General features: G+C 42.1%; 20 protein-coding genes. All 20 read left to right on the plus strand.

Annotated features, from left to right (window positions below):
- Window positions 1-5: 5 nt before the first annotated feature.
- The gene (sov, locus tag G529_RS0103085) at window positions 6-7,160 is read left to right on the plus strand and encodes a T9SS outer membrane translocon Sov/SprA (protein WP_051201324.1); all 7,155 of its coding nucleotides are present in this window, start codon (window positions 6-8) and stop codon (window positions 7,158-7,160) included.
- A 61-nt stretch (window positions 7,161-7,221) separates the two neighbouring features.
- Window positions 7,222-7,602, plus strand: a complete 381-nt coding sequence (gene gcvH / locus G529_RS0103090) for a glycine cleavage system protein GcvH (RefSeq protein ID WP_026914144.1) — start codon at window positions 7,222-7,224, stop codon at window positions 7,600-7,602.
- Window positions 7,595-7,993, plus strand: coding sequence for a VanZ family protein (locus G529_RS0103095; RefSeq protein ID WP_245566884.1), 399 nt, complete (start codon window positions 7,595-7,597; stop codon window positions 7,991-7,993). Before gcvH ends, G529_RS0103095 begins: the two co-directional genes overlap by 8 nt.
- A 25-nt stretch (window positions 7,994-8,018) precedes the next feature.
- Window positions 8,019-8,732 (plus strand): energy transducer TonB, encoded by a 714-nt coding sequence (locus G529_RS0103100; protein WP_026914146.1) that lies wholly within the window; start codon window positions 8,019-8,021, stop codon window positions 8,730-8,732.
- Window positions 8,733-8,843: 111 nt separating this feature from the next.
- On the plus strand, window positions 8,844-9,566 hold the full coding sequence (locus G529_RS0103105) for an energy transducer TonB (RefSeq protein ID WP_026914147.1): 723 nt from the start codon (window positions 8,844-8,846) through the stop codon (window positions 9,564-9,566).
- A 105-nt stretch (window positions 9,567-9,671) separates the two neighbouring features.
- The gene (locus G529_RS0103110; RefSeq protein WP_026914148.1) at window positions 9,672-11,795 is read left to right on the plus strand and encodes a gliding motility protein RemB; all 2,124 of its coding nucleotides are present in this window, start codon (window positions 9,672-9,674) and stop codon (window positions 11,793-11,795) included.
- 88 nt (window positions 11,796-11,883) lie between these two features.
- Window positions 11,884-12,786, plus strand: coding sequence for a heme o synthase (cyoE, locus tag G529_RS0103115; protein ID WP_026914149.1), 903 nt, complete (start codon window positions 11,884-11,886; stop codon window positions 12,784-12,786).
- Window positions 12,777-13,358, plus strand: coding sequence for a cytochrome c oxidase subunit 3 (locus tag G529_RS0103120; RefSeq protein WP_026914150.1), 582 nt, complete (start codon window positions 12,777-12,779; stop codon window positions 13,356-13,358). Before cyoE ends, G529_RS0103120 begins: the two co-directional genes overlap by 10 nt.
- A 45-nt stretch (window positions 13,359-13,403) precedes the next feature.
- On the plus strand, window positions 13,404-14,384 hold the full coding sequence (locus G529_RS0103125; protein WP_026914151.1) for a cytochrome c oxidase subunit 3: 981 nt from the start codon (window positions 13,404-13,406) through the stop codon (window positions 14,382-14,384).
- Window positions 14,385-14,401: 17 nt separating this feature from the next.
- Window positions 14,402-14,761 (plus strand): cytochrome C oxidase subunit IV family protein, encoded by a 360-nt coding sequence (locus G529_RS0103130; protein WP_026914152.1) that lies wholly within the window; start codon window positions 14,402-14,404, stop codon window positions 14,759-14,761.
- An 82-nt stretch (window positions 14,762-14,843) separates the two neighbouring features.
- Complete coding sequence (locus G529_RS0103135; protein WP_026914153.1) at window positions 14,844-15,488, plus strand: hypothetical protein; 645 nt, start codon at window positions 14,844-14,846, stop codon at window positions 15,486-15,488.
- Window positions 15,488-16,222 carry an SCO family protein gene (locus G529_RS0103140; RefSeq protein WP_026914154.1) on the plus strand — a complete coding sequence of 245 codons (735 nt, stop codon included), beginning with the start codon at window positions 15,488-15,490 and terminating at the stop codon, window positions 16,220-16,222. The genes G529_RS0103135 and G529_RS0103140 overlap by 1 nt, the downstream gene beginning before the upstream one ends.
- Window positions 16,223-16,230: 8 nt before the next feature.
- On the plus strand, window positions 16,231-16,758 hold the full coding sequence (locus G529_RS0103145; protein ID WP_422678722.1) for a DUF420 domain-containing protein: 528 nt from the start codon (window positions 16,231-16,233) through the stop codon (window positions 16,756-16,758).
- Window positions 16,759-16,799: 41 nt separating this feature from the next.
- Window positions 16,800-17,036 (plus strand): hypothetical protein, encoded by a 237-nt coding sequence (locus G529_RS0103150; RefSeq protein WP_026914156.1) that lies wholly within the window; start codon window positions 16,800-16,802, stop codon window positions 17,034-17,036.
- A gap of 123 nt (window positions 17,037-17,159) precedes the next feature.
- Entirely contained in the window at window positions 17,160-17,861 is a 702-nt protein-coding gene (locus G529_RS0103155; RefSeq protein ID WP_026914157.1) for an ABC transporter ATP-binding protein, read from the plus strand.
- On the plus strand, window positions 17,854-19,098 hold the full coding sequence (locus tag G529_RS0103160) for an ABC transporter permease (protein ID WP_026914158.1): 1,245 nt from the start codon (window positions 17,854-17,856) through the stop codon (window positions 19,096-19,098). The genes G529_RS0103155 and G529_RS0103160 overlap by 8 nt, the downstream gene beginning before the upstream one ends.
- A 1-nt stretch (window position 19,099) precedes the next feature.
- Window positions 19,100-20,362, plus strand: coding sequence for an ABC transporter permease (locus tag G529_RS0103165; protein WP_026914159.1), 1,263 nt, complete (start codon window positions 19,100-19,102; stop codon window positions 20,360-20,362).
- 26 nt (window positions 20,363-20,388) lie between these two features.
- Window positions 20,389-21,507: an efflux RND transporter periplasmic adaptor subunit gene (locus G529_RS0103170; protein WP_026914160.1), complete on the plus strand. Its 1,119-nt coding sequence runs from the start codon at window positions 20,389-20,391 to the stop codon at window positions 21,505-21,507.
- A gap of 61 nt (window positions 21,508-21,568) precedes the next feature.
- A complete protein-coding gene (locus G529_RS0103175) occupies window positions 21,569-23,005 on the plus strand; it encodes a TolC family protein (RefSeq protein ID WP_026914161.1) in 1,437 nt (478 codons plus the stop codon).
- Window positions 23,006-23,008: 3 nt separating this feature from the next.
- Window positions 23,009-24,292 carry an efflux RND transporter periplasmic adaptor subunit gene (locus G529_RS0103180; RefSeq protein WP_026914162.1) on the plus strand — a complete coding sequence of 428 codons (1,284 nt, stop codon included), beginning with the start codon at window positions 23,009-23,011 and terminating at the stop codon, window positions 24,290-24,292.
- Window positions 24,293-24,301 lie beyond the last annotated feature (9 nt).

A 24,301-nucleotide genomic window follows, 5' to 3' on the forward strand; every position in this document is an offset into this window, starting at 1 on the left:
TTAAATTGAAGAACAATTACCTGAAATTGTCTTTACCGGTACGACTGACTATTCTCTTTTTAATGGTGTATTCCATAGACGCCATTTCTCAGGAGACTCCTCAGGACACCATCCAGGCGGGCTATGCTCTAGGAGAGCTTCAGCTTCCCGATCCACAATCCATAGAGTCCAGTTACGAATATGATCCTATCCTCAACCGTTACTTCTACAGGGAACGAGTAGGCCAGATCAATATAGGACTGCCTTTGGTGCTTACTCCGCAGGAATATGAAGACCTTGTGCTGGAAGAGGAAATGCGCAATTATTTTAAACTGAAGAATGATGCGCTATCAGGTAGAAAGGAAGGCACTGAAGACATTCAGCGGGATTTATTGCCAGATTTCTACGTCAACAACAATTTATTTGAAAGTATTTTCGGTGGATCTGAGATCAATATCGTTCCGCAGGGATCGGTGGAGATCGACCTGGGACTGCTGTATACCAAACAGGACAACCCGGCATTTTCTCCAAGGAACAGAAGCAATCTTTCCTTTGATTTTGACCAGCGAATCAGCCTCTCCATGCTGGGGCAAATTGGGGAGCGCCTTCAGGTCACCGCCAATTACGATACCGAATCCACATTCGATTTTCAAAATCAGTTAAAACTGGAGTATACACCCAATGAGGATGATATTGTTCAGAAAATTGAAGTAGGTAACGTGAATATGCCTTTGAACAATGCTCTTATTCAAGGTGCGCAAAGTCTTTTTGGTTTTAAAACCGAACTGCAGTTTGGAAAAACAAGGATCACCGGAGTATTTTCAGAACAGCAGTCTGAGCGGCGTACGGTAAATGTCGAGGGAGGAGCGACCGTAGAGGAATTCGCAAAGTTCGCGCTCGATTACGATGCAGACCGCCACTTTTTCCTCGCCCATTACTTTCGTGATACTTATGATGAAGCGCTGAGAAATTATCCTTTTATCAATACCAATATCCAGATCAAGCGAATACAGGTTTGGGTAACGAACAGAACCAATAATATTCAGAATATTCAGGATACACGCAATATCGTGGCGATCCAGGATCTTGGAGAATCCAATATTCCGGGAAATATAGGACTGGATACGCCGCCGGGTGGATTTTTTAACCAGCCAGCAGGAGCTTTTCCAGATAACCTGGTGAATGACTTCAATCCCTTCGGAATAAACGGTAACGGTGAATCTGTGCTAAATCCGGCTATCAGGGACATTGCTACAGTAGACCAGGGCTTTGGAGCAGTAACAGTTTCCGAAGGAACCGATTATGCAAAGCTCGAAAACGCGCGACAACTAAAACCTTCAGAATATACCGTTAATACCCAACTTGGATATATTAGCCTGAATCAACGTTTAAGCAACGATGAGGTACTTGGGGTTGCCTTTCAATATACGATCAACGGCGAGGTTTACCAGGTAGGTGAATTTGCGAATGATGGCGTGAATGCTACCAATGATCCCGGAACCAGTGAGCCAGCAACCGGAACCAATTCCAGGGCCAGCCAGAATCTTGTGGTAAAATTGTTGAAAAGTACGATCACCAATGTACAGGAGCCTATCTGGGACCTGATGATGAAAAACATCTATAGTCTAAACGCGTACCAGCTGGAACGTGAAGATTTTAGAATGAACATTTTGTATACAGACCCTCAGCCATTAAATTATATCAAACCTGTTGAAGGAACCACACTGCCTGCAGATGTGAACGAAACGCCACTATTAAGAGTCTTCAGGCTGGATGAATTGAATGTGAATAATGATCCCATCAATGACGGAGACGGTTTCTTTGATTATGTCCCACAGATCACGATAGATCCTCAAAACGGAAATATCATATTTACAACCGTGGAACCTTTTGGGGAGCACCTTTTCCGAAAGCTGGATGACAATCCCAATGCCGGGAGTGAGAATTATAATATTCCTGAAACCTGGAACCCTAACCAGAAAAAATATGTTTTTCGTGCCATGTATCGTACAACGAAGACCCAGGCTGAACAGGAAGAGGCAGATAAGAACAAGTTCCAGTTAAAGGGTAGATATAAAAGCGCTGAGGTAGAGGGGATTCCAATTGGTTTCAATTTGCCACCGGGATCGGTCACCGTCACGGCGGGGGGAAGGATCCTTCAGGAAGGTGTGGACTACGTGGTGAACTACGAGCTGGGAAGAGTGCAGATCCTGGATGAAGGCTTGCTGGCTTCCAATATTCCAATCCAGGTAAATACTGAAAACAATGCCTTATTCGGTCAGCAAACCAAACGATTTACAGGATTAAATGTAGAACATCAGTTCAATGAAAACTTCCTTATAGGAGGTACTTTTATCAATCTAAAAGAACGCCCTTTAACCCAGAAAGCGAATTATAGTTACGAGCCAATCAACAATACCATTCTTGGTTTGAATCTGAATTATAGCACAGAAGTTCCATTTTTGACCAGGCTGGTAAACAAACTTCCTAATATTGATACAGATGTGATGTCCAACGTTTCTGTGCGGGGAGAATTTGCCTATTTGTTACCTGGCTCGCCTAATTCCAATGATTTTGATGGTGAGGCTACCACGTATATAGATGATTTTGAAGCAGCACAAACCGCTATTGATATCAATAATCCTTTGGCCTGGGAACTGTCCAGTGTTCCGATTGGTTTTGGCGGTGAGCTTGCCAACGGAGATCTGAGTGCCGGCTACAGAAGGGCTAAAATGAGCTGGTATACCATAGATCCTATTTTCTATAGCAATAACCGTCCAGATGGGATCAGCGATTCAGATATTTCAAGTTATGCAACCAGGAGAGTAGCCATCAACGAGATCTTCCCCAATACTGATGTAGTCCAGGGGCAGCCACAGGTGATCTATACCATGGACGTTAATTATAAACCATCGGTACGAGGACCATACAATTATAATCCTGCGGCGGCTGGTGGAAATACGCTTCCTGTACCAGGGAATAATTTCGCCGGAATTACAAGGCCTATCAATACGACCAATTTCGAGCAAACCAATGTCGAGTACATACAGTTCTGGGTAATGGATCCTTATATCTATGCTGAAAATGCCGGTAAAAGTGACGGACTCATCAACTTCAACCTTGGGAATATTTCTGAGGATGTGCTGAAGGACGGGCGAAAACAATATGAGAACGGACTTCCGGAAGGTGAAGGAGAAGCCAACGTGATCACGTCTGCCTATGGAAATACTCCGGCAGATAATTCGCTGGTGTACGCATTCGATTCTGAAGGAGCAGCTAGAACGCTGCAGGATGCAGGATTCGATGGACTGCTTGATGCTGATGAAGCTTTGAAATTTCCTGATTATGGAAACCTTGCCGATCCTTCCGCAGATAATTACCAGTATTTTCTCAATCGTGACGGCAGTCTGCTGGATCGTTACCTGGATTATAATGGAACAGAAGGTAACTCGCCCACAGATGTGACAGATACCAATCGCGGAAATACCACGCTGCCTACTACTGAAGATATTAACAGGGATAACACGATGAATACCATCAATAGTTATTTCGAGTATAAGATTCCGTTTTTCCGTGGGATGAATATTGATAACAACCAGTATATTACCGATGTTAAGGAATTAACGACTACTCTTAGAAACGGCCAGGATCTGCCGGTACGTTGGGTACAGTTTAAAGTGCCAATATTTGAGCCTACCAATGCCATTGGTGGTATTGCAGATTTTAGATCCATTCGATTTATACGAATGTTCCTTAGTGACTTTGAGGATGAAACCATCCTGAGGTTCGGGACGATGGACCTGGTAAGAGGAGATTACAGGAGGTATAACCAAAGTTTATTCGAAGATTCCGGTCAACTGGAAAATCCAAACACTTCTTTCGAGGTAAACGCTGTGAATATTGAAGAAAATGAAAATAGACAGCCTATCCCATATCGACTACCTCCAGGAGTTCAAAGAGAGCAGCTGTATCAAAATAATACCAGCTTACGCCAGAACGAACAATCGCTTTCTTTAAGTGTTTGTGATCTCGAGCCTCAGGATGCCCGTGCGGTTTACAAAAATTTCCAGATCGATATGCGACAGTATAAGAATCTTGAAATGTTTTTACATGCAGAATCTGTCATTAATCGCCAGCCGCTTAAAGAGGGTCAATTAGTTGCATTCGTTAGAATGGGAACAGATTTTAGTGACAACTTTTACCAGATAGAAATTCCCTTATCACCTACGCTTTTTGGAGCTACCACTGCAGAAGAGATCTGGCCTGAAGTCAATAGAATGAACCTGGAACTAGACCTGCTGCAACAGGTGAAAACTTCTGTACTGGGAGATCCAACTTTAAATTCAACCGACTTAAATTTCTTTACTGAAGACCTGCAGGAAGTAGATGCTGAAGCTCCTTACGATATGGGCAGACTGCGTATTGGAGTAAAAGGAAATCCAAGTTTTGGAAACATCAGGTTATTAATGGTGGGAGTGAAGAATGGCACCAGGGAAGACGGCGTGACCGATCTTTGCGGGGAAGTATGGTTTAATGAATTAAGACTATCAGACCTGAAAAATGAAGGTGGATGGGCCGGAGTGGTAAGTATGGATAGTAACCTTGCCGATTTTGCAAATATATCTGCCACGGGACGACGAAGTACGGTAGGTTTTGGTGCACTTGGACAGGGTCCTAACCAGAGAAGCAGGGAAGATCTGCAACAATACGATGTGGTGACCAACCTTAATATGGGGCAGTTGCTACCCGAAAAGTGGGGCGTAAAAATCCCGGTAAACTATAGCAGGGGCGAAGAGTTGATCACTCCCAAATATGACCAGGAATTTCTGGATGTGGAGCTGGATACACGACTTGATAATATTGAGGATCCTGCCCAGCGGGATGCTGTAAAAAAGCAATCGCAATCCTATACTAAAAGACAAAGCATTAACGTCATAGGATTAAGGAAAGAGCGTACCGGGGAACGAACGCCCATGCCTTATGATATTGAGAATTTTGCTTTCGCCACTTCCTATAACCAGGTAGACCATCGGGATTTCGAGATCGAGGAAAGCATCGATCAAAGTGTACGGGTAGGAGGAACCTATGAATTCAGTTTCCCGCAGAAAAGCCTGGAGCCTTTAAAGAATCTGGCAGTATTGGATAGCAGCGATTACCTGGCGATTTTTAGAGATTTCAACATCAATTACCTGCCAACAAATATCAATGCGAGTTCCAATATTTTCCGGCAGTACAATCAGCAAAGGTTTCGATCTCTGGATCTTAGTGACAGCGATATAGGGATACCAACACTATACCAGCGAAACTTTTTGTTCGACTGGCAGTATGGTATCAATTATAACCTTACTCGATCCCTAAACTTTGCTTTTAACGCCAGCAACAACAGGATCATAAGAAATTATATAGATGATGAAGGTTTTGCAGATGATTCTATAGGAGTGTGGGACGACTTCTTCAATATTGGAGAGCCAAATCAGCATTTTCAAACCCTTCAGGTAAATTATGACCTGCCATTTGAAAAGATTCCAGTTCTAAAATTTGTGAATACAACCTACTCCTATACCGGAGATTTTCAATGGCAACGGGGTTCGCAGCGTTTTCAGCAATTGGAAGATATTCCAGAGATAGGAAACAGCGTTCAGAATTCCAATACGCACCAGATCAATGCCAGTTTAAATCTTCAGGATCTTTACAATTATGTAGGACTGGTTCAGAAGAAGAACAATAGTGCCTGGAAAACTATTCAGGAACGAAGCAGAGGAATTCCAACACTGGGCCCACCTTCCGAAGAAGATGAAGTCGTAGAGGAAAAACCGAAGCCAAAATCTAATAAAGGTTATAATACACTTATCGGGATCGCTACAGGATTCAAAACTTTCCAGGTCAATTATCGCAATAGCCGCGGGATTTTCCTTCCAGGTTATACAGAAAGTGTTGGCTTTATGGGAACTTTCAGGCCAACTGCAGGATTTACGTTTGGTTTCCAGGATGATATCAGGCAGATGGCGGCAGAGAGAGGCTGGCTTACTTTATTTCAGAACTTTAATCAGCAGTTTTCCGCAGTGAAGAATGAGCAGCTGGATTACCAGGCCGGCTTCAGTTTTATACCAGATCTCACCATCGAGCTTACCGGTAGAAAGAATGAGGCTGAGAATTATTCTGAAAATTTCAGGGTTGATCCTGTGAGCCTGGAGTACCAGTCACTTACTCCATACAGCTACGGAAACTTCAATATTTCAACTTTATTGATCGCTACCAGTTTCCAGCAATCCAATGAAGCGAGTTCTGAAGCCTTTCAGAATTTTAGAGCAAACAGGATTGAGGTAGCCAGAAGAATTGCCAGCGAACGAGGTCTGGATCCTACAGATGTCGACGAGGAAGGTTTTCCCAGAGGTATTGGAAAAACAAACCAGGCAGTACTTTTGCCGGCATTTATTGCAGCTTATTCAGGACAGGATGCAGGTTCAGTGAAACTTGGCGCCTTCAGAAACGTCCCTGTTCCAAACTGGAATCTCAAGTATACCGGTTTGATGCGCCTGGAATGGTTTCGTGATAACTTCCGAAGATTTTCCATAAATCACGGGTATCGTGCAGATTATACCTTGAATCAGTATCAGACAAACCTGGATTATGATCCTGCAGATCCTGAAGCATTGAACCAGGCAGGTGACTTTAAGAATCCTGTTCTATTCTCAAATCTGGTGTTGACCGAATTATTTACTCCGCTTGCGCTTATCGATTTTGAAACCAAGAACAGTATACAGATCATGGCGAAAATGGAGAAAGATCGCTCGCTTGCATTCAGCTTTGATAATAACCTGCTTACAGAATACAGTGGGAATGAATATACTCTTGGACTCGGTTACAGGTTAAGGGATTTAAAGATAGCCACGGCGCTTGGAGGAAGAAGAAGGGTGCTTAGCAGTGATCTTAATTTCAGGACCGATGTTAGTTACCGTAAAAACCGTACGATCGTAAGATATCTGGATCTTGCCAACAACCAGACAATCTCGGGACAGGATATCTGGTCTGTCAATTTTAAGGCAGATTATGCGTTTACCAGGAACTTAACGGCGAGGTTCTATTATGACCATACATTCTCGGAATATGCTGTCTCTACAGCCTTCCCGCAAACAACGATTCGATCTGGTTTTACACTTATCTATAATTTCGGAAATTAACGAGGCCATATTTGAACAATTCAGCGAAAAAATTAACTTTGTCAAAAGATAAAATAAGCACATGAATATTCCACAAGAATTAAAGTACACAAAAGACCACGAGTGGGTTAAAATTGAAGGAGATACTGCGACTATCGGAGTTACAGATTTTGCCCAGGGTGAGCTTGGGGATATCGTATATGTTGAGGTGGAGACACTCGATGAAACTCTGGAAAAAGAAGAGGTTTTTGGAACCGTGGAAGCTGTTAAGACAGTTTCAGATCTTTACATGCCAGTTTCAGGAGAGATCATCGAATTTAATGATAGTCTTGAAGATGAGCCAGAAAAGGTAAACAATGATCCTTACGGTGATGGATGGATGATCAAGATCAAATTATCAGATCCGTCTGAAGTTGAAGGTCTTCTTTCTGCTGAAGAATATCAGGAAGTAGTAGGTGCATAAAATAGTTTTAGTTTTAGCGCTTCTTTATACTGCTGCCATCACGTATTTTTCCTTGATCGTGATGAACTTTAAAGTAAGTGTAGGTGGTTTCGATCCTACAGACAAAATGCTCCATGCCGGAGCATATTTGTTTTTGACCCTATTGTGGAAATTATTTTTTATTCTGAAAAGTGCTGATTTTAGGCGTTACCGTCCCAATCTTTACGGGGTTGCGTTCGCCTGTTTTCTGTTTGGTATGTTAATTGAGGTTTTACAGGGAACTCTAACCAGTTACAGGACACCCGATTGGTGGGATGGCCTGGCAAATTCAACTGGTGTGATGCTTGCAGTCATCTTTTTCCTGGTTATGGCGCCAACCTTTAAAAAGTTGAAAAGCAGGTATTCTTTGTAATTAACCTTTATTAACCTCGCTTTTTATGAAACCGAAAAAAAACCCGAAAGCCGACCTTCGTCGGAGCTGGGTCCTTTTTCTCCAAATTGGACTCATTGTTACCTTATTCATTACCCTGCAGGCATTCCAGTGGAAATCCTACAATCCCGAGCAGGCAAGTCGTGAAACTATGGCAATAGACAACCTGCAGGAGGAAGATGTGCCCGTTACCATACACGATCAAACACCACCGCCACCTCCGCCACCCGTAGATCCGCCAGAAATTAAAATTGCTCCGGATGATGAGGATGTTGAAGAAGATAATATTGCATCCACTGAAGTAGATCTGGACGATATCGTGGAACCAGAAGAGATCATAGATGCTGAACCCGATGAAGAGGTGACAGTACCATTCAAATTTATCGAAGATGTGCCTTTATTTCCCGGTTGTGAAAATCTTGACGATAATTCAGAAAGAAAAAGCTGCATGAGTGAGAAGATAAGCAGTTTTGTTGGAAAAGAATTTGACACCAGGCTGGGAGAGAAACTGGGCCTTACCGGTGTAAACCTGGTCACGGTATTGTTCGTTGTGAATACGCAAGGTGAGATCGAGCAGGTGCAGGCAAGGGCTCCTCATCCTAAGCTTGAAGAAGAGGCCAAACGTGTGATCTCGAAATTACCGAAAATGAAACCTGGAAAGCAGAGAGGGAAGGCTGTGCCCGTCTCCTATGCCATCCCGATACGATTTAAAGTTCAATAGTTTTGAGCTTAAACTGAAAATTAGCGGTAGATTAATTACTTATTCTGTCAGATTAATTTAGTTTTTTAGAAAAAATCTTTATTTTAGCAACCCTTAACAACTAAACGCATTATGGAACCTAAGAAAAATCCAAAAGCTGATTTAAATAGAAACAGAACTCTTTATTTGCAGCTAGGTCTTATTCTTGTTCTGCTAATTACCTGGCAGGCAATAGAGTGGAAGACATATGATCCTGAAGCTGTAGATATCGGGCAGTTAAATATGGACGAACTTGATGAAGAGGATGTGCCAATTACAGAAATGATGAACACACCTCCACCACCTCCACCGCCACCACCGGCACCGGAAGTGATCGAGGTTGTTGAAGATGAGGAAGAAGTAGAAGAGGATGAAATCCAGTCTACAGAGACCAATCTTGATGAGATCGTGGAAGTAGAAGAAGTTGTTGAGGCTGTTGAAGAAGAAGAGGTAGCGGATGTACCTTTCGCGGTTATTGAAGATGTGCCAATCTTCCCTGGATGTGAAAATCTAAAAAACAATAATGAGCGTAAAGCTTGTATGAGTGAAAAGATCAGCAAGTACGTGAACAAGGAGTTCGATACAGATCTTGGATCTGAGTTAGGCCTTTCTGGTATCAACCGTGTGATTGTTCAGTTTAGAATCGATGAAAAAGGGAATATTGGTCAGGTAAGAGCTCGTGCTCCACACCCTAGACTTGAGAAAGAAGCTGCCAGAGTAATTAACAGTCTTCCTAAAATGAAGCCTGGTAAGCAGCGAGGAAAGCCGGTAGGTGTTATGTACTCCCTTCCTATTGCTTTCAAAGTACAGGACTAAGTTTTCTCTCAATATCATTTAAATCCCGGCCATGGCCGGGATTTTTTATTTTAGGATACTTCTGTTTTGTGTATATTACGGCACCAACTAACCTGCTACTTACCTATGAGGTACTGCCTGCTTCTGATTTTTGCAATTCTATGTTTCAACGTGACAGCTCAGGATGCGAGTTCGGTTTCTGAAATCTATCCGGAATTTGACGAATGCTCCAATGTTAGTTACACAAACCAGGAAAATTGCTTTAAAAACACGTTGCTCGAAAAATTTAAAGATGAATTCAGATTGCCGGAGTCTTTCGAGCAGGAAAACTACACCGGGAAGATCACCATAGTTTTTGAGGTTGATGAAGACGGACTGTTTCAGGTGATCTATCTGGATGCCGCATACGAAGAATTGAAGACAGAAGTGAGAAGGGTTTTTAATGAGCTGCCGCAATTGAAACCGGCTACCTACAATGGCCGGGCGATCCATATGCAATTTAAAATGCCTTTGCAACTTCCGTTAGGTTCCAATCCCGCATTATATCCGGTCGAAGAAATTTCCGAAGAAAAGAAACAGGATGTAGTAGTACGGGACCGAAAAGAGGAAGTAGAGTCCAATATACTTGATGAATATGAAAGCATACAATCTGATGATTTTACACAACCACGATATAGCAGCCAGATCAATATCCCGTTATCTCATGAGTATTATAGCCGGTTTGATGCTGAGATCAACCAAATAGGTCTCAATTCTCACTCGGCTTCCAAACCACTCATGTTCTCAGAGATTGGCGACTATTACGATTTTGATGCTGAACGCAAGAATTTGCTTCAGGATCGAAGTACCTATGCCGGGCGAAAATTATGGAATGAACACCTCGTCAGGTTCCAGACAGATAAATACTGGTTTACCATAGATCCAGGATTTGACCTGCAAATTGGAAAGGATTTCGAGCAGATAGAGCATGAATTTACCTATAACAATACCCGGGAATTCATCATTCAGGGTGGTCTGGGTAAAAAGTTCAATTTTTATTCGGTCATTTATGAGAGCCAGGGAAGGTTTGCGCAGTATTATAATGATTTTGCAGAATCCATACGACCTGCAGGAGGTGATCCGGCGATCGTACCGGGTAGAGGGATCGCCAAAACTTTTATGAATGATGGGTATGACTACCCGGTTGCAGAAGGTTATCTGTCATTTACTCCTTCAGAATTTATCAATATACAATTCGGGCATGGTAACAATTTTATAGGTGATGGCTACCGATCCCTCCTGCTGAGTGATAATCCTTCTCCTTATCCATATTTAAAGCTGAATACGAAGTTCTGGAAGATAAAATATACAAACACCTGGATGTCTTTAAGGGATGTTCGTCCCGAGGTAACCAACAGTGGTTCTTTCCGTACAAAATACATAGCTAATCATTACTTGAGTCTTAATCTCACCAAACGTTTAAATCTTGGCTTTTTTGAGTCGGTCATGTGGGAAAATGACAATGATCGCGGTTTTGATCTTAATTATCTGAATCCGGTAATTTTCTATCGCGCGATAGAATTTGCTACTGGTGCCGATGGCGGAAATGCGATTATTGGGTTAACAGGAAAATATAAAATCTCTAACCAGATGTATACGTATGGGCAATGGCTGATTGACGAATTTTCTTCAACAGATGTCTTTGGAGGGGAAGGAAGCTGGAAGAATAAGCTCGGTTTTCAGCTGGGTTTAAAATACTTTGATGCTTTTAAGGTAGATGATCTTTACCTTCAGGCTGAATATAATCAGGTTCGTCCATATACGTACTCCCATAATTCCATTACGCTGAATTATGCTCACAATAACCAGTCAATGTCTCATTTATGGGGTGCGAACTTTCGGGAATTCGTCGGGATCGCCCGTTATCGAAAGGATCGCTATTATGGCAGTGCGAAGCTGATTCTGGGGAAACGCGGTTTTGATTTTTCTGAAGATGGAGCGTACTACGGCCAGGATCTTTACAGGAGTGAAGAGGCCCGGCCCTTTGAAACCGGTGTGGAAATAGGGCAGGGGAACACTACAAATTCTTTCTATTCCGAACTGGAAGCAGGATATATCGTAAACCCAACCACGAACTTAAAACTGTTCGCCAGTTTTATATACAGGGACTTTAATCCACAGGTGAATACTGCTTTAAATTCTGAAATTTCCACGACCTGGATCAACTTTGGATTACGTACAGATATATTCAACTGGTATTTTGATTACTAGGCTTTTTTACGCCTGAAAATTAACACATTGCCAGCCTTGCCAAAACCTAATTAAGGAGTATCTTTGCACAAGTTAAAAAAAAGCTTTTTTGAGCAACACTCGCGTACATAATTCCAGCGCTTCCATACTCTCAGATTTTAAGGAAATTACTAAGATGAGGCTGGCCATTAGTGTGGTTTTTTCCTCTGTGGCGGGTTATTTTTTAGGTGCCGATTCCATAGACTTTGTTACCGTTACCTTGCTTGCGATTGGTGGTTACCTCATGGTGGGAGCAAGTAATGCTTATAACCAGATCATTGAAAGAAACCTGGACAGCCTTATGGACCGTACGAAAAACCGTCCACTGCCAGCAGGAAGAATGTCTGTTACCACGGCCTTTAGCATTGCAAGTATTTTTACGGTTTTGGGATTGGTTGTTTTATACGTCATCAACCCAAAAACGGCTATGTTTGGCGCAATCAGCATTTTCATGTATGTGAGCTTATACACGCCTTTGAAAACAAAAACTCCTCTGGCGGTATTCGTTGGAGCATTTCCGGGAGCAATTCCTTTTATGCTGGGTTGGGTAGCGGCTTCAGGAAGCTTTAGTATTGAGCCTGGAACTTTGTTTATGATCCAGTTCTTCTGGCAGTTCCCGCATTTCTGGGCAATTGGTTGGTGGCTGTATGACGACTATAAAAAAGGTGGATTCTTCATGCTTCCTACCGGAAAACGTGATCGGGGTACGGCGGTGCAGATCATCCTGTATACCTGCTGGACGATCATGGTTTCGTTGATCCCGGTATTCGGTGTTACAGGTAAGTTATATCTAACTCCGGTTTCTGGAGTAATCATTTTGCTGCTGGGACTTGGTATGATGTATTATGCCATCAGGCTTTTCAGAGAAAAAACCGCGGAAGCGGCAAAAAAATTAATGTTTGCCAGTGTGTCTTACATCACGCTGCTTCAAATTGTATATGTACTTGATAAATTTATTAGACAATGGATTTAACACAGGGATCAGACGAAATTAAACAGGCCAGGGCAAAGAAAATGATGCTTTGGTTTGGGATCATAAGCATGGTTATGACCTTCGCTGGCTTGACCAGTGCTTATGTAGTAAGTAAGAACAGGCCAGACTGGTTGACAGATTTTGAGCTTCCTGTTTCATTTCTATGGAGCACACTCGTTATCGTAGGGAGTAGTATTACGCTTTGGCTAGCTAAAAAGGCAATCAAATCTGGTGATCGAAAGAACGCTTCGGCATTCCTCATAGGGACACTGATTCTTGCAATTTTATTTGTTGTTTTTCAATTTTATAGCTTTTCAGAAATTGTGGAATCCGGGTATTATTTCACGGGTAGTGAGAGTACGATTACAACCTCGTTTATCTATGTCCTGGTACTGGCTCACTTGGCCCACCTGGCCATAGGATTGATCGTGCTTTTGGTATTAATTTATAACCATTTTAAACAACGTTATAATAAAGGTCAAATGCTTGGATTTGAGCTTGGTGCAACATTCTGGCACTTTGTTGATTTCCTGTGGATTTACCTGATTATCTTTTTATATTTCTTTAAATAATAAAATTGCGTATTTTTGCGCATCCTTTAACATTAAAACACTTCTATGGAGGCTACTGTTGTTAGAACAGGCACTGAAGGAAAAACCTGGGGTGGTGGTAATGATCCACTAAAAGCTAGTTATGGTAAGATGATGATGTGGTTCTTCATCCTATCTGATGCTTTAACATTTTCAGGGTTTCTTGCCGCTTATGGTTTTTCACGCTTTAAATTTATTGAATCCTGGCCAATAGCCGATGAGGTTTTCAATCACTTCCCGTTCTTACATGGAGTAGACGCTCCAATGTATTATGTGGCTTTAATGACCTTTATTCTTATCTTTTCTTCTGTAACTATGGTACTTGCTGTAGATGCAGGACATCATATGAATAAGGCGAAAGTTACTTTGTATATGTTTCTTACCATTATTGGTGGAATCATCTTCGTGGGATCTCAAGCCTGGGAGTGGAAAAATTTTATTAGTGGGGAATATGGAGCAGTAACTACTAAAGGAGGAAACATTCTTCAGTTTGTTGATGGTGAAGGACATCGTGTGGCTTTATCTGAAGTTGCTATTCCTATGCAGGGAGATAGAGTAGAGCACGAAGCGAACAATGGGATCTGGTTTGATTCTGGCGCAGAGCTGCCAAAATATTCTCTGGATGAGATCAAAGCTGGCTTTGCAGCTAATGAAGATCTTCTTATCAGGACACAGGTTTTCAACGAAGAAAATGAGAAAACCATTTTAAGCAGAGATGAGTCGCTGGCTAAGCTTAACGCTGATGCTGTGGGAACTGTAGAAGGTGCTAACCTTACTCATAATGAGTACGGGCCGCCACTTTTCGCAGATTTCTTTTTCTTTATCACTGGTTTCCACGGTTTTCACGTACTTTCCGGAATCATTATCAACATTATCATTTTCTTCAACGTGGTTATTGGAACCTATGAACGAAGAGGAAGTTATGAAATGGTAGAAAAGGTTGGTCTTTACTGGCACTTTGTAGATTTAGTTTGGGTATTTGTATTTACATTCTTTTACCTGGTTTAATTCTGAAATAAATTATTATGGCTCACAATACCACGCACGAAGGATCTGCAACTAAAAGGATCTGGTTTGTTTTTGGAATCCTTTCAGTAGTAACAATCGCAGAAGTAATTCTGGGAATTATTAAACCTGCTTTCTTAACCGATACTATGTTTCTTGGGATGAGGTTGCTTAACTGGATCTTTATCATACTTACAATTTATAAGGCGTACTATATCGCCTGGTCATTCATGCACCTGGAGCATGAAACCAAAGGACTTAGAAGAGCGATTGTATGGACGTCTATATTTCTTATTTCCTACCTTATTTTCATCCTTCTTACCGAGGGTGGATATATCTACGAAGTGTATAAGAACGGGCATGTAGCCTGGGACTTCTAACAAAAGTTAAAAGCAATTGAAAAGGCGGTTTTATAAAACCGTCTTTTTATTTTTGTACCCGTCTGTAAAGCATTTCATTGCTATGAAGAAGTTTCTAGTTCTTGGTATATTATTCGCTCTTCCAATTACCGCATATTTGTTCTTTGCCTCTGGTAAGAATAATTTCGCACGGCTACCTGTACTCACAGAAAACGTACGCGATATCGATGGTATGGAAACCAATACCGATACTACACTTAGTTTTAATGAACATATTACCGTGGTTGCTTTTTTTGGTTCAGACCTGGAGAAGATCAAAGGCAACACTTTTAATCTTGACAAAAAGATCCTCGAGAAATACTACGATTTTGATGACTTCCAGTTTGTGTTAATACTTCCTTCTGAAACCAAAGAAGAGACTGGCAATTTCATTGAAGAATTTAAAAAGATCAGTGAATCCTCAAAATGGAAAATTGCTTACGCAACTTCCGAAGAAATAGAAACTGTATTTGAGAGTTTTGAGAGCCCGCACCAACTTGATCAGGACCAGTATACTCCATATGTTTATATTGTAGATAAAGATCGCAATCTTCGTGGACGGGACGATGATGAAGATCATGGGGAACTGTATGGCTACGATTCCCGTGATGTCGCAGAGCTCAATAATAAGATGAATGATGATGTGAAGGTCATTCTTGCTGAATACCGGCTGGCTTTAAAACGTAACAATCGCGATAACAAGATCTAATGAAAAATTACTCATATATAGGAATTTCACTGATCATCCTGGTTTTCGGGATCATTTTCATTCCAAAGATCATAGACCGGATTAGCGACAATGAGATCGTTAAAGCTGATCGTTTGAATAAACCGACGAATAAAAAGCGTTCTAAAACAGATGTTCCTCTAGTGTATCTGGAGATTGACGGAGAGCGAAAGAAAGCACCTGAGTTTAAATTTATAAACCAGAACGGGGATACGATCACCAACAGGGATTACGCCGGAAAGGTTTATGTGGCAGAATTCTTTTTTACAACCTGCCCAACCATCTGCCCGATCATGAATAAAAATCTGGTAGAAATTCAGAATGAATTTAAGAATGCTACTAATTTTGGAATCGCTTCATTTTCTATAGACCCAGAGCATGATACCCCGCAAGTGCTCACTGAGTATGCAGAGAAGTATGGGATCACAGATCCAGACTGGAACTTGCTTACAGGAGATCGTGAGAAGATCTACGAGGTGGCCAATAAAGGTTTTGGTATATATGCCGGTGAAGATGCCTCTGTTGCCGGGGGGTTCGCTCACCAGGGATGGTTCGCGCTGGTGGATCAGGAAGGTTATATTCGCTCAAGAACCGATGATTTTGGAAATCCAATCATTTATTACCGGGGTTCTGTGGAACGTAACAAGTCGGTTACTGGCGACCAGGAAGAACCGCAGATAGAAATACTAATTGAAGACATAAATAATTTACTTTGAAAACTACCATGAATAGTTCCGACAAGATCGCTGTTCCTGTTATCATAGGGCTGTCTATAGCTGTCCCTGCCATTGTAGTAATTCTTATGCTGCTACCGGAGCGGTATAATATTTTTGGGACCGATTCGATCACTTTTCCGCTTTTTCACGGAGTACTGAATTTTTTAACTGCTATTTTACTGGTAGTTGGGTATTACTTCATGAAAGCCAATAATTTCATTGCCCATAGAAATACCATGATCGCAGCATTTGGTTTGTCGGCTGTATTTCTGGTAAGCTATGTGCTCTCGAAGATTAGCAATGAGCCGGTGCCTTATGGTGGAGAAGGGGTTCTTCGGTATGTTTATTTTTTCATATTGATCTCCCATATAATTTTGTCTGGTATCATTGTACCCTTGGTTCTGTTTACCATGTACCGGGGTTTGAGTGGGGAATATGGCAAGCATGCGAAGATCGCGAGATGGACCTTTCCTATCTGGCTCTATGTTGCTGTTACCGGAGTTCTGGTATTCCTTTTTATGATGCCATATTATTAATCGCTACGGAAATCTTTTCCGTTAGAGTCAAAGGACTGAAGATGAAGAAGATATTTATTTTTAGCATACTGCTCACAATATTTTTCCTGGTTCCTGATAATGCGGAAGCACAATGTTCCATGTGCAGAGCTGTGCTGGAAAGTGAAGGTGATCAAAGCACCGCAAAAGGGATTAATGATGGGATCCTGTATCTAATGGTATTTCCTTATTTGCTTATAGGTGGCATTGGATATTTTATTTACCGCAGCTGGAAACGCAAAGACAAAGAGCAGGTCTAGGTTACAACCTCATGTAAACTTAAGTTTAAGAATTACAATTTCCCTAACGTTTTTGTAACAATTCATTTTTTTGATAGTCTTATTGAATGGAAGACAGGTTCTTCTGTTTAATAACCATCAATCATGATCAATATTACCAATCTTCACAAATCCTATAAAATGGGTGCGAATTCATTGCACGTACTCAAAGGGATCAATTTCGATGTTGCTGAAGGTGAACTCGTTTCCATCATGGGTTCTTCAGGATCCGGAAAATCTACACTATTGAATATCCTGGGTATGCTGGATGAAGCTGATGAAGGCTCCTATATGCTTGACGGAGTACCCATAAAAGGGCTGAGTGAAAAACAGGCAGCCAAATACCGAAATAAATTTCTGGGTTTTATCTTCCAGTCATTCAATTTGATCAGCTACAAATCTGCTCTGGACAATGTCGCTCTTCCTTTGTATTACCAGGGACTTGCCCGAGGCGAACGTATGGACAGGGCGATGAGCTACCTCGAGAAAGTTGGTCTGGCCAAGTGGTCGGGACATTTACCAAATGAACTTTCAGGTGGACAGAAACAACGTGTGGCCATTGCAAGGGCCTTGGCGAGTGACCCCAAAGTATTACTGGCAGATGAGCCAACCGGTGCACTGGACACTAAAACATCTTACGAAGTGATGGATTTGATCCAGAAGATTAATGACGAAGGGAGAACCATACTGGTAGTGACGCATGAAAATGACATCGCCCAGATGACCAAAAGGATCGTGAATTTAAAAGACGGTTTAATTATCGAAGATAGCCCGGTTTCACAAGTAAGAGCATTAGACCATGTTTGATCTGGATCGTTGGGATGAGATCTTCGAGACCATCCGTAAAAATAAACTTCGAACTTTTCTCACGGGACTTTCAGTCGCATCGGGAATTTTTATCCTGGTGATTCTACTTGGAATTGGAGAAGGGATGAGAAATGGAATTGCCCGTGAATTTGAGCAGGATGCTTCAAATTTGATGCTGGTGTATCCTGGAATGACCTCCAAGGAGTATAAGGGATTGAACCCGGGAAGGCGCATTCAGTTTAAGAATGAAGACTATGATCAAATCCTGCGACTATATGGGGATAAACTTGATAAAAGCGCCTCCTTATACCAGCAGTGGGGACAGGTGCTTACTTATGGTAAAGAGTCTGGTTCCTACCAGGTCTACGGAAGTTTTCCCAGCTACCAGGTTCTGGAGAATAACACCTTGACTACAGGACGATTTATCAATATTTCAGACCTGGACAATTCAGAAAAGAATATGGTGATAGGCCAGCGTATAAAGCTTGATCTTTTTAAAGATGAAGATCCTATTGGCAAATACGTTCAGGTCTCTGGAGTGAACTTTAAAATTGTTGGAGTTTATACCGATCCTGGCGGGGAACGTGAAGAATCCCGTGCCATCATTCCCATTACTACTGCGCAAAAAGCTTTTGGAGGTGGAAATGATATAGCCCGAATGTATCTTACACTTAAACCTGAAGACAATTTTGACAAGTCTGTAGCCGCTTCCACGCAGTTTACAGCAGAACTGGACCAATTCTTAAAGGAACGACATACTGTTGCGCCAGATGATAACAGTGCGATCTACGTCAATAACTCTCTTGAAAATGCAAAACGCTTTTTCACTTTGATGGACATGATCAAATTGTTCTTCTGGGGTGTTGGTGTTTGCACGATCATCGCGGGTGTAGTGGGGGTAAGTAACATCATGCTTATTATCGTAAAAGAGCGCACCCGTGAAATTGGCGTAAGGAAAGCTTTGGGAGCTCAGCCACTTTCAATTATTGGAATGGTGCTTCATGAATCGATTTTTGTGACGGCCATTGCCGGTTTCCTGGGGCTCATATTTAGTCTCGCCTTACTGGAGTTTGTAGGGCCCATGATCGAAACTCAATATATTTATAACCCAACCGTTAATTTTACGGTAGCGATCAATACGGTGTTTATCCTGGTAATTGCAGGAGCACTGGCGGGATTCTTCCCGGCCTGGAGAGCAGCCAGGATCAAACCAATTGTAGCACTAAGAGACGAATAGTATGTTTAGTAGAGATCGTTGGAATGAGATTATAGAAGCGTTAACCTCGAACTGGTTTAGAACCTTAATGACCGCGTTTGGAGTCCTGTGGGGGATATTCATACTGGTAATTCTGCTTGCTGCCGGGAAGGGACTTGAAAACGGCGTAAAACAGGGATTTGGCGGTATTGCCACCAATACCATGTTCATGTGGACACAAGTAGCGTCAAGACCTTATAAGGGTATGCCGAAAGGTAGATTCTACAGCTTTGAAGTAGAAGATGTGGCAGCCATCGAGCGGGAAATACCAGATCTCAGGTTTGTTTCTCCCAGGAATCAGCTGGGTGGTTTTGGTGGAGAGAATAATGTGGTACGTGGCTTGAATACCGGAGCTTTCAATGTTTATGGTGATTATCCGGAAATCATTCAGCAGGAACCCATGGATATTACTTCTGGCAGGTTCGTGAATCATTCAGATATCGAACAGAAAAGGAAGGTTGCGGTTATAGGAACCGGGGTACAGGCTGCGCTTTACGATAAGGGTGAAGATCCGCTAGGAACTTATATCAAGATTAGCGGAGTGAATTTCATGGTTATTGGAACTTACAAAAAGAAAAGTCGGGGTGGTGATGCCGAGGAAGGACAGAAAGAAATTTTTGTTCCTTTTACCGCATTTTCTCAGGCTTTCAATCGCGGGAATAAAGTAGGCTGGATGGCCATTACTGCCCAGGACAATAATAGTATAACCGCACTAAAAGGAGATATCATCGATTTGGTCAAGGAACGTCATAAAATTCATCCAGAGGATGATCGTGCCGTAGGCAATTTCGATCTATACCAGGAGTTTTCTAAAGTAAACGGACTGTTCGTAGCGCTCAAAGCTGTGGCATATTTCGTAGGTGTGCTGGTATTACTTTCAGGAATTATCGGGATTAGTAATATTATGCTCATCGTAGTGAAAGAGCGAACCAATGAAATTGGTGTGCGAAGAGCGCTTGGAGCAACTCCGTGGTCTATAAGAGGGCAGATCCTAATGGAGTCCATCTTTCTTACCATCATTTCAGGTATGAGTGGAATCATTCTGGCTACCGGGGTGATCTGGCTGGTCAATTTCCAACTGGAGCAGATGGATACTTCAGAAATGATGTTTTTAAACCCTTCCGTAGACCTGGGAGTGGTAATCGTCGCCCTTAGTATTTTAATAATCTCTGGTCTTCTGGCCGGCCTTATACCTGCACAGCACGCCATCAAGGTAAAACCTGTGGATGCGCTGCGTACTGAATAGTTAGTAAATAGAAACACAATCAAGAAATGAAAAAATTTGTAACCATCGGAATTTTAGTGTTAATAGCGGTGACCTTCGTTGGGGCGCTTTATTATCTCTATCAAAAAAGTGAAGAAGCTCCAGTTGTCTACCAGACCGAAGAACCTTCAGAACAAACTATTATCAAGAAAACCGTAGCAACCGGGAAGATCGTTCCGAAGGAAGAAGTGCTCATCAAGCCAAATATTTCAGGAATTATCGATGAAATATATATCGAGGCTGGAGATAAGATCAAACAAGGGGATCTAATTGCCAAAATTCGCGTTATACCAAATGTTTCATCACTACAAAGCGCGAAAGATAACGTGGCCACTGCCCGTATCAACCTTGATAACGAAAAGAAAGTATATCAAAGACAGAAGGAACTGTACGATAAAGGCGTGATCTCTGCAAATGATTATGATGCTGCTGAAGTTTCTTATCAAAGAAGTCAGCAGAATTTTCGCTCAGCACAGCAAAATTACGAGATCGTCAAAACCGGAACCACCAGTGGTATAGGTAGTGCGGCGAATACCCTCATACGTTCCACGGTTGAAGGAATGGTGCTGGATGTTCCGGTGAAGACCGGAAACCAGGTGATCGAAAGCAACAATTTTAATGATGGTACTACCATTGCTACTCTGGCAGATGTGAATGAAATGATCTTTGAAGGGAAAGTGGATGAAAGTGAAGTTGGAAAGATCAAAGAAGATCTCCCTCTTGAAGTAACCGTTGGTGCCATCGAGAATAAATCTTTCGATGCAGTACTGGACTACATTGCTCCCAAAGGAGTAGAGGAGAACGGTGCCATCCAGTTTGAGATCAAAGGAACCCTGAACAAAGCAGATACAACCTTTATTAGAGCCGGACTCAGCGCCAATGCCTCTATTATTCTGGCAAAGGCCACAGATGTACTGGCCATTAAGGAGGCTCTGGTTCAGTTTGATGATGAGACCAAGAAACCTTTTGTGGAGATCATGACCGGAGATCAGGAATTTGAACGCAGGGAAATTGAACTTGGGGTAAGCGACGGTATTCATGTGGAGGTTACCCAGGGACTGGAAATGAATGATAAAATCAAGGTATGGAATCAGCTTAAAGCTCCCCAAAATCTTGCTCAAAACTAGAATTTAATTTTTAGGTGTAACAACCTGTACCTTTTAAAGACATATCATACAGAATTATATTATGAAAAATTATAGTTTACTTGTTAGCTTTTTTCTTTTCTGCGGAATGATGAGCGCGCAGCAGAAAGAGTGGACACTGGAAGAATGTGTGGAGTACGCATTGCAGAATAACATTCAGGTTAAACAATCTGAACTTGATCTGGAACTCTCTGAAATAGAGAAGCTGGATGCTTTGGGCAATTTCATTCCAAGTATCAACGGGCAGGCCACCAATGCATGGAATACCGGTCTTACTCAGAACGTGACCACTGGAATTCTTCAGAATCAAACGGTAAGAAACTTCTCTGCAAATTTAACTGCGGGTCTTACTATTTTCGACGGACTACGAAATTTCAAACAACTTCAAAGAGCTAAGATTTCAAGACTGGCCAGCCAGTATTCGCTGGATAAGATGGAGGATGATATCGCCCTGTTTGTGGCAGATGCGTATTTGCAGGTATTATTCAGTAAACAAAACCTTGATGTACTACAGGCACAGAATGAAGTGACCAGAGAACAATTACAGCGTACTGAAGACCTGGTGGAAGCCGGTGTGTTGCCGCAGGGTGATCTACTGGAAATCAGGGCTACCATGGCAGATGAGAAACAGCGAATCATTCTTGCAGAAAACCAGATCCAGATTTCTCTTATCAGCCTGGCTCAAACCTTAGGTTTTAGAGATTATCAGAATTTTGATATTGTAGATCGTGATTATGCGGTCTTCGGAAACGAGATCCTGGCGAACTCTGTGTATGATGTGATTGAAAAGGCTAAGGAGGAACGATCAGAATTAAAAATAGCTGAAGCTAACCGAGACCTGGCAGAACAGGATGTTGCTCTGGCGAAAGGAGCTTACCTGCCAACTTTAGGAGCTTTCTTTAACTATAATACCAGGGAAACAGGACAGGGTAGAATCACCGGGGCAGTACTGGATCCTACAGAGCCTACAAGACAAATTGGTTTGGTGCAGGATACAGAACAAATTGTGGTTGCCCCCAATACGATACCAACACTTGGAAGTCCGCTGCCATTTTTCGATCAGTTATACAGAAATGACGGGATTAGTTATGGGTTTCAGTTGAGTATTCCGTTCTTAAACGGGTTTTCCACACGAAATGCAGTAAAAAGAAACGAGATCAATGTAAAAAGAGCCGAGTTCCAGTTGGAGCAGGCAGAACTTGATCTGGAAGCTAATGTGTACCAGGCGTATACAGATGCTAAAGGAGCTTTTGAAGCCTATGAGGCTGCTTTAGTAGCTTCCGAAGCGCAGGAAAAAGCTTTTGAATATGCTACAGAGCGTTACGATGTTGGTCTTACCAACGCATTTGATTTTAGCCAGGCTAAGATCCGTTTTGAGAATACGCAAAGAGAGGCGTTAAGAGCCAAATACGATTATATTTTTAAACTGAAAGTTGTAGAACTTTATTTTGGAATTCCGGTTAGGGATTTAAAACTGTAAATAATGAATAAGAAGAAGCTTTTCATCATCCTTGGGATCATCATCGTTTTAATCGTTGTCTTAGTAGCTGGTAAGAAAGCCGGTTGGTTTGGTAGCTCAGCCAATATCAAAGAAGTGGAGATCACTGAAATTGAACCGGTAGACATTATCGAAACCGTTTCGGCGACAGGAAAAATTCAGCCGGAGGTGGAAGTTAAACTTTCTTCTGAAGTTTCCGGAGAGATCATTGAACTACCGGTAGTTGAAGGTCAGCTTGTGGAAAAAGGAGATCTGCTGGTAAAAGTAAATCCTGATATTTACCAGTCCAGCGTACAGAGAGCCAGAGCAAGTTATTCAAACTCCAAAGCGAATTATGCACAGACGCAGGCGAATTTGAAGCAGGCTGAAGCCGACTTTAATCGTAACAAAACCCTGTTTGAAAAAGGAGTGATCTCAAAAGCTGAATGGGATGGTGTTGTTTCCAATTATGAAATGGCGGAGGCTAACAAAGAATCTGCCTATTACAGCATGCAAAGTAGTGCTGCTACGGTGACCGAGGCGACAGATAACCTTGGGCGTACCAATATTTATGCTCCAATGAGCGGTACGATTTCTAAACTGGATGCCGAGCTTGGAGAAAGGGTTGTAGGTACTCAGCAGATGGCGGGAACCGAAATTCTTCGTGTGGCGAATCTTGACAACATGGAAGTTGAGGTAGATGTAAATGAAAATGATATCGTTAAAGTAAGCGTGGGAGATTCCACAATGGTGGAGGTTGATGCATATCTAGGCAAGGATTTCAAAGGAATCGTTACTGAAATTAGCAATACTGCAGATAATACTCTTACCACAGATCAGGTTACAAACTTTAAGGTTAAAGTTCGTATTCTCAAGGAATCATACGAGGACCTGATGGAAGGAAAGCCAGAGAGTTATTCACCATTTCGACCGGGAATGACTGCAACTGTAGATATTATCACGAATAAACGAATGAAAGTAATAGGAGTGCCTATTAGTTCGATCGTGATCAAATCTGATACTACGGCAACCAAGAAAACTTATGGAACGGCACCTGCCAGCGAAGGAAGTGAAAAATTTGAATGTGTGTTTGTAAAAGACGGACAAAAAGCTAAACTTCGCGTCGTGGAAACCGGCATTCAGGACGATGCTCAGATCGAGATCACCAAAGGCCTGAAGAAAGGTGATGTAGTAATCACCGGCCCTTACAATACCGTTACCAAAAGTCTTAATACCGGAGATGATATCGAGGTGAAAAAGCAACAAACGGAGGAAGAAGAGGCCGAATAAACTTTTAAG

The sequence above is a fragment of the Christiangramia portivictoriae DSM 23547 genome, from assembly GCF_000423045.1.
In the GTDB taxonomy this organism is placed as follows: Bacteria; Bacteroidota; Bacteroidia; order Flavobacteriales; family Flavobacteriaceae; genus Christiangramia; species Christiangramia portivictoriae.

Coding starts and splice junctions, on each gene's coding strand:
- gcvH (WP_026914144.1), top strand. CDS start 7,222: ATGAATATTCCACAAGAATTAAAGTACACAAAAGACCACGAGTGGGTT.
- G529_RS0103100 (WP_026914146.1), top strand. CDS start 8,019: ATGAAACCGAAAAAAAACCCGAAAGCCGACCTTCGTCGGAGCTGGGTC.
- G529_RS0103105 (WP_026914147.1), top strand. CDS start 8,844: ATGGAACCTAAGAAAAATCCAAAAGCTGATTTAAATAGAAACAGAACT.
- G529_RS0103110 (WP_026914148.1), top strand. CDS start 9,672: ATGAGGTACTGCCTGCTTCTGATTTTTGCAATTCTATGTTTCAACGTG.
- G529_RS0103120 (WP_026914150.1), top strand. CDS start 12,777: ATGGATTTAACACAGGGATCAGACGAAATTAAACAGGCCAGGGCAAAG.
- G529_RS0103125 (WP_026914151.1), top strand. CDS start 13,404: ATGGAGGCTACTGTTGTTAGAACAGGCACTGAAGGAAAAACCTGGGGT.
- G529_RS0103130 (WP_026914152.1), top strand. CDS start 14,402: ATGGCTCACAATACCACGCACGAAGGATCTGCAACTAAAAGGATCTGG.
- G529_RS0103135 (WP_026914153.1), top strand. CDS start 14,844: ATGAAGAAGTTTCTAGTTCTTGGTATATTATTCGCTCTTCCAATTACC.
- G529_RS0103140 (WP_026914154.1), top strand. CDS start 15,488: ATGAAAAATTACTCATATATAGGAATTTCACTGATCATCCTGGTTTTC.
- G529_RS0103145 (WP_422678722.1), top strand. CDS start 16,231: ATGAATAGTTCCGACAAGATCGCTGTTCCTGTTATCATAGGGCTGTCT.
- G529_RS0103150 (WP_026914156.1), top strand. CDS start 16,800: ATGAAGAAGATATTTATTTTTAGCATACTGCTCACAATATTTTTCCTG.
- G529_RS0103155 (WP_026914157.1), top strand. CDS start 17,160: ATGATCAATATTACCAATCTTCACAAATCCTATAAAATGGGTGCGAAT.
- G529_RS0103160 (WP_026914158.1), top strand. CDS start 17,854: ATGTTTGATCTGGATCGTTGGGATGAGATCTTCGAGACCATCCGTAAA.
- G529_RS0103165 (WP_026914159.1), top strand. CDS start 19,100: ATGTTTAGTAGAGATCGTTGGAATGAGATTATAGAAGCGTTAACCTCG.
- G529_RS0103170 (WP_026914160.1), top strand. CDS start 20,389: ATGAAAAAATTTGTAACCATCGGAATTTTAGTGTTAATAGCGGTGACC.
- G529_RS0103175 (WP_026914161.1), top strand. CDS start 21,569: ATGAAAAATTATAGTTTACTTGTTAGCTTTTTTCTTTTCTGCGGAATG.
- G529_RS0103180 (WP_026914162.1), top strand. CDS start 23,009: ATGAATAAGAAGAAGCTTTTCATCATCCTTGGGATCATCATCGTTTTA.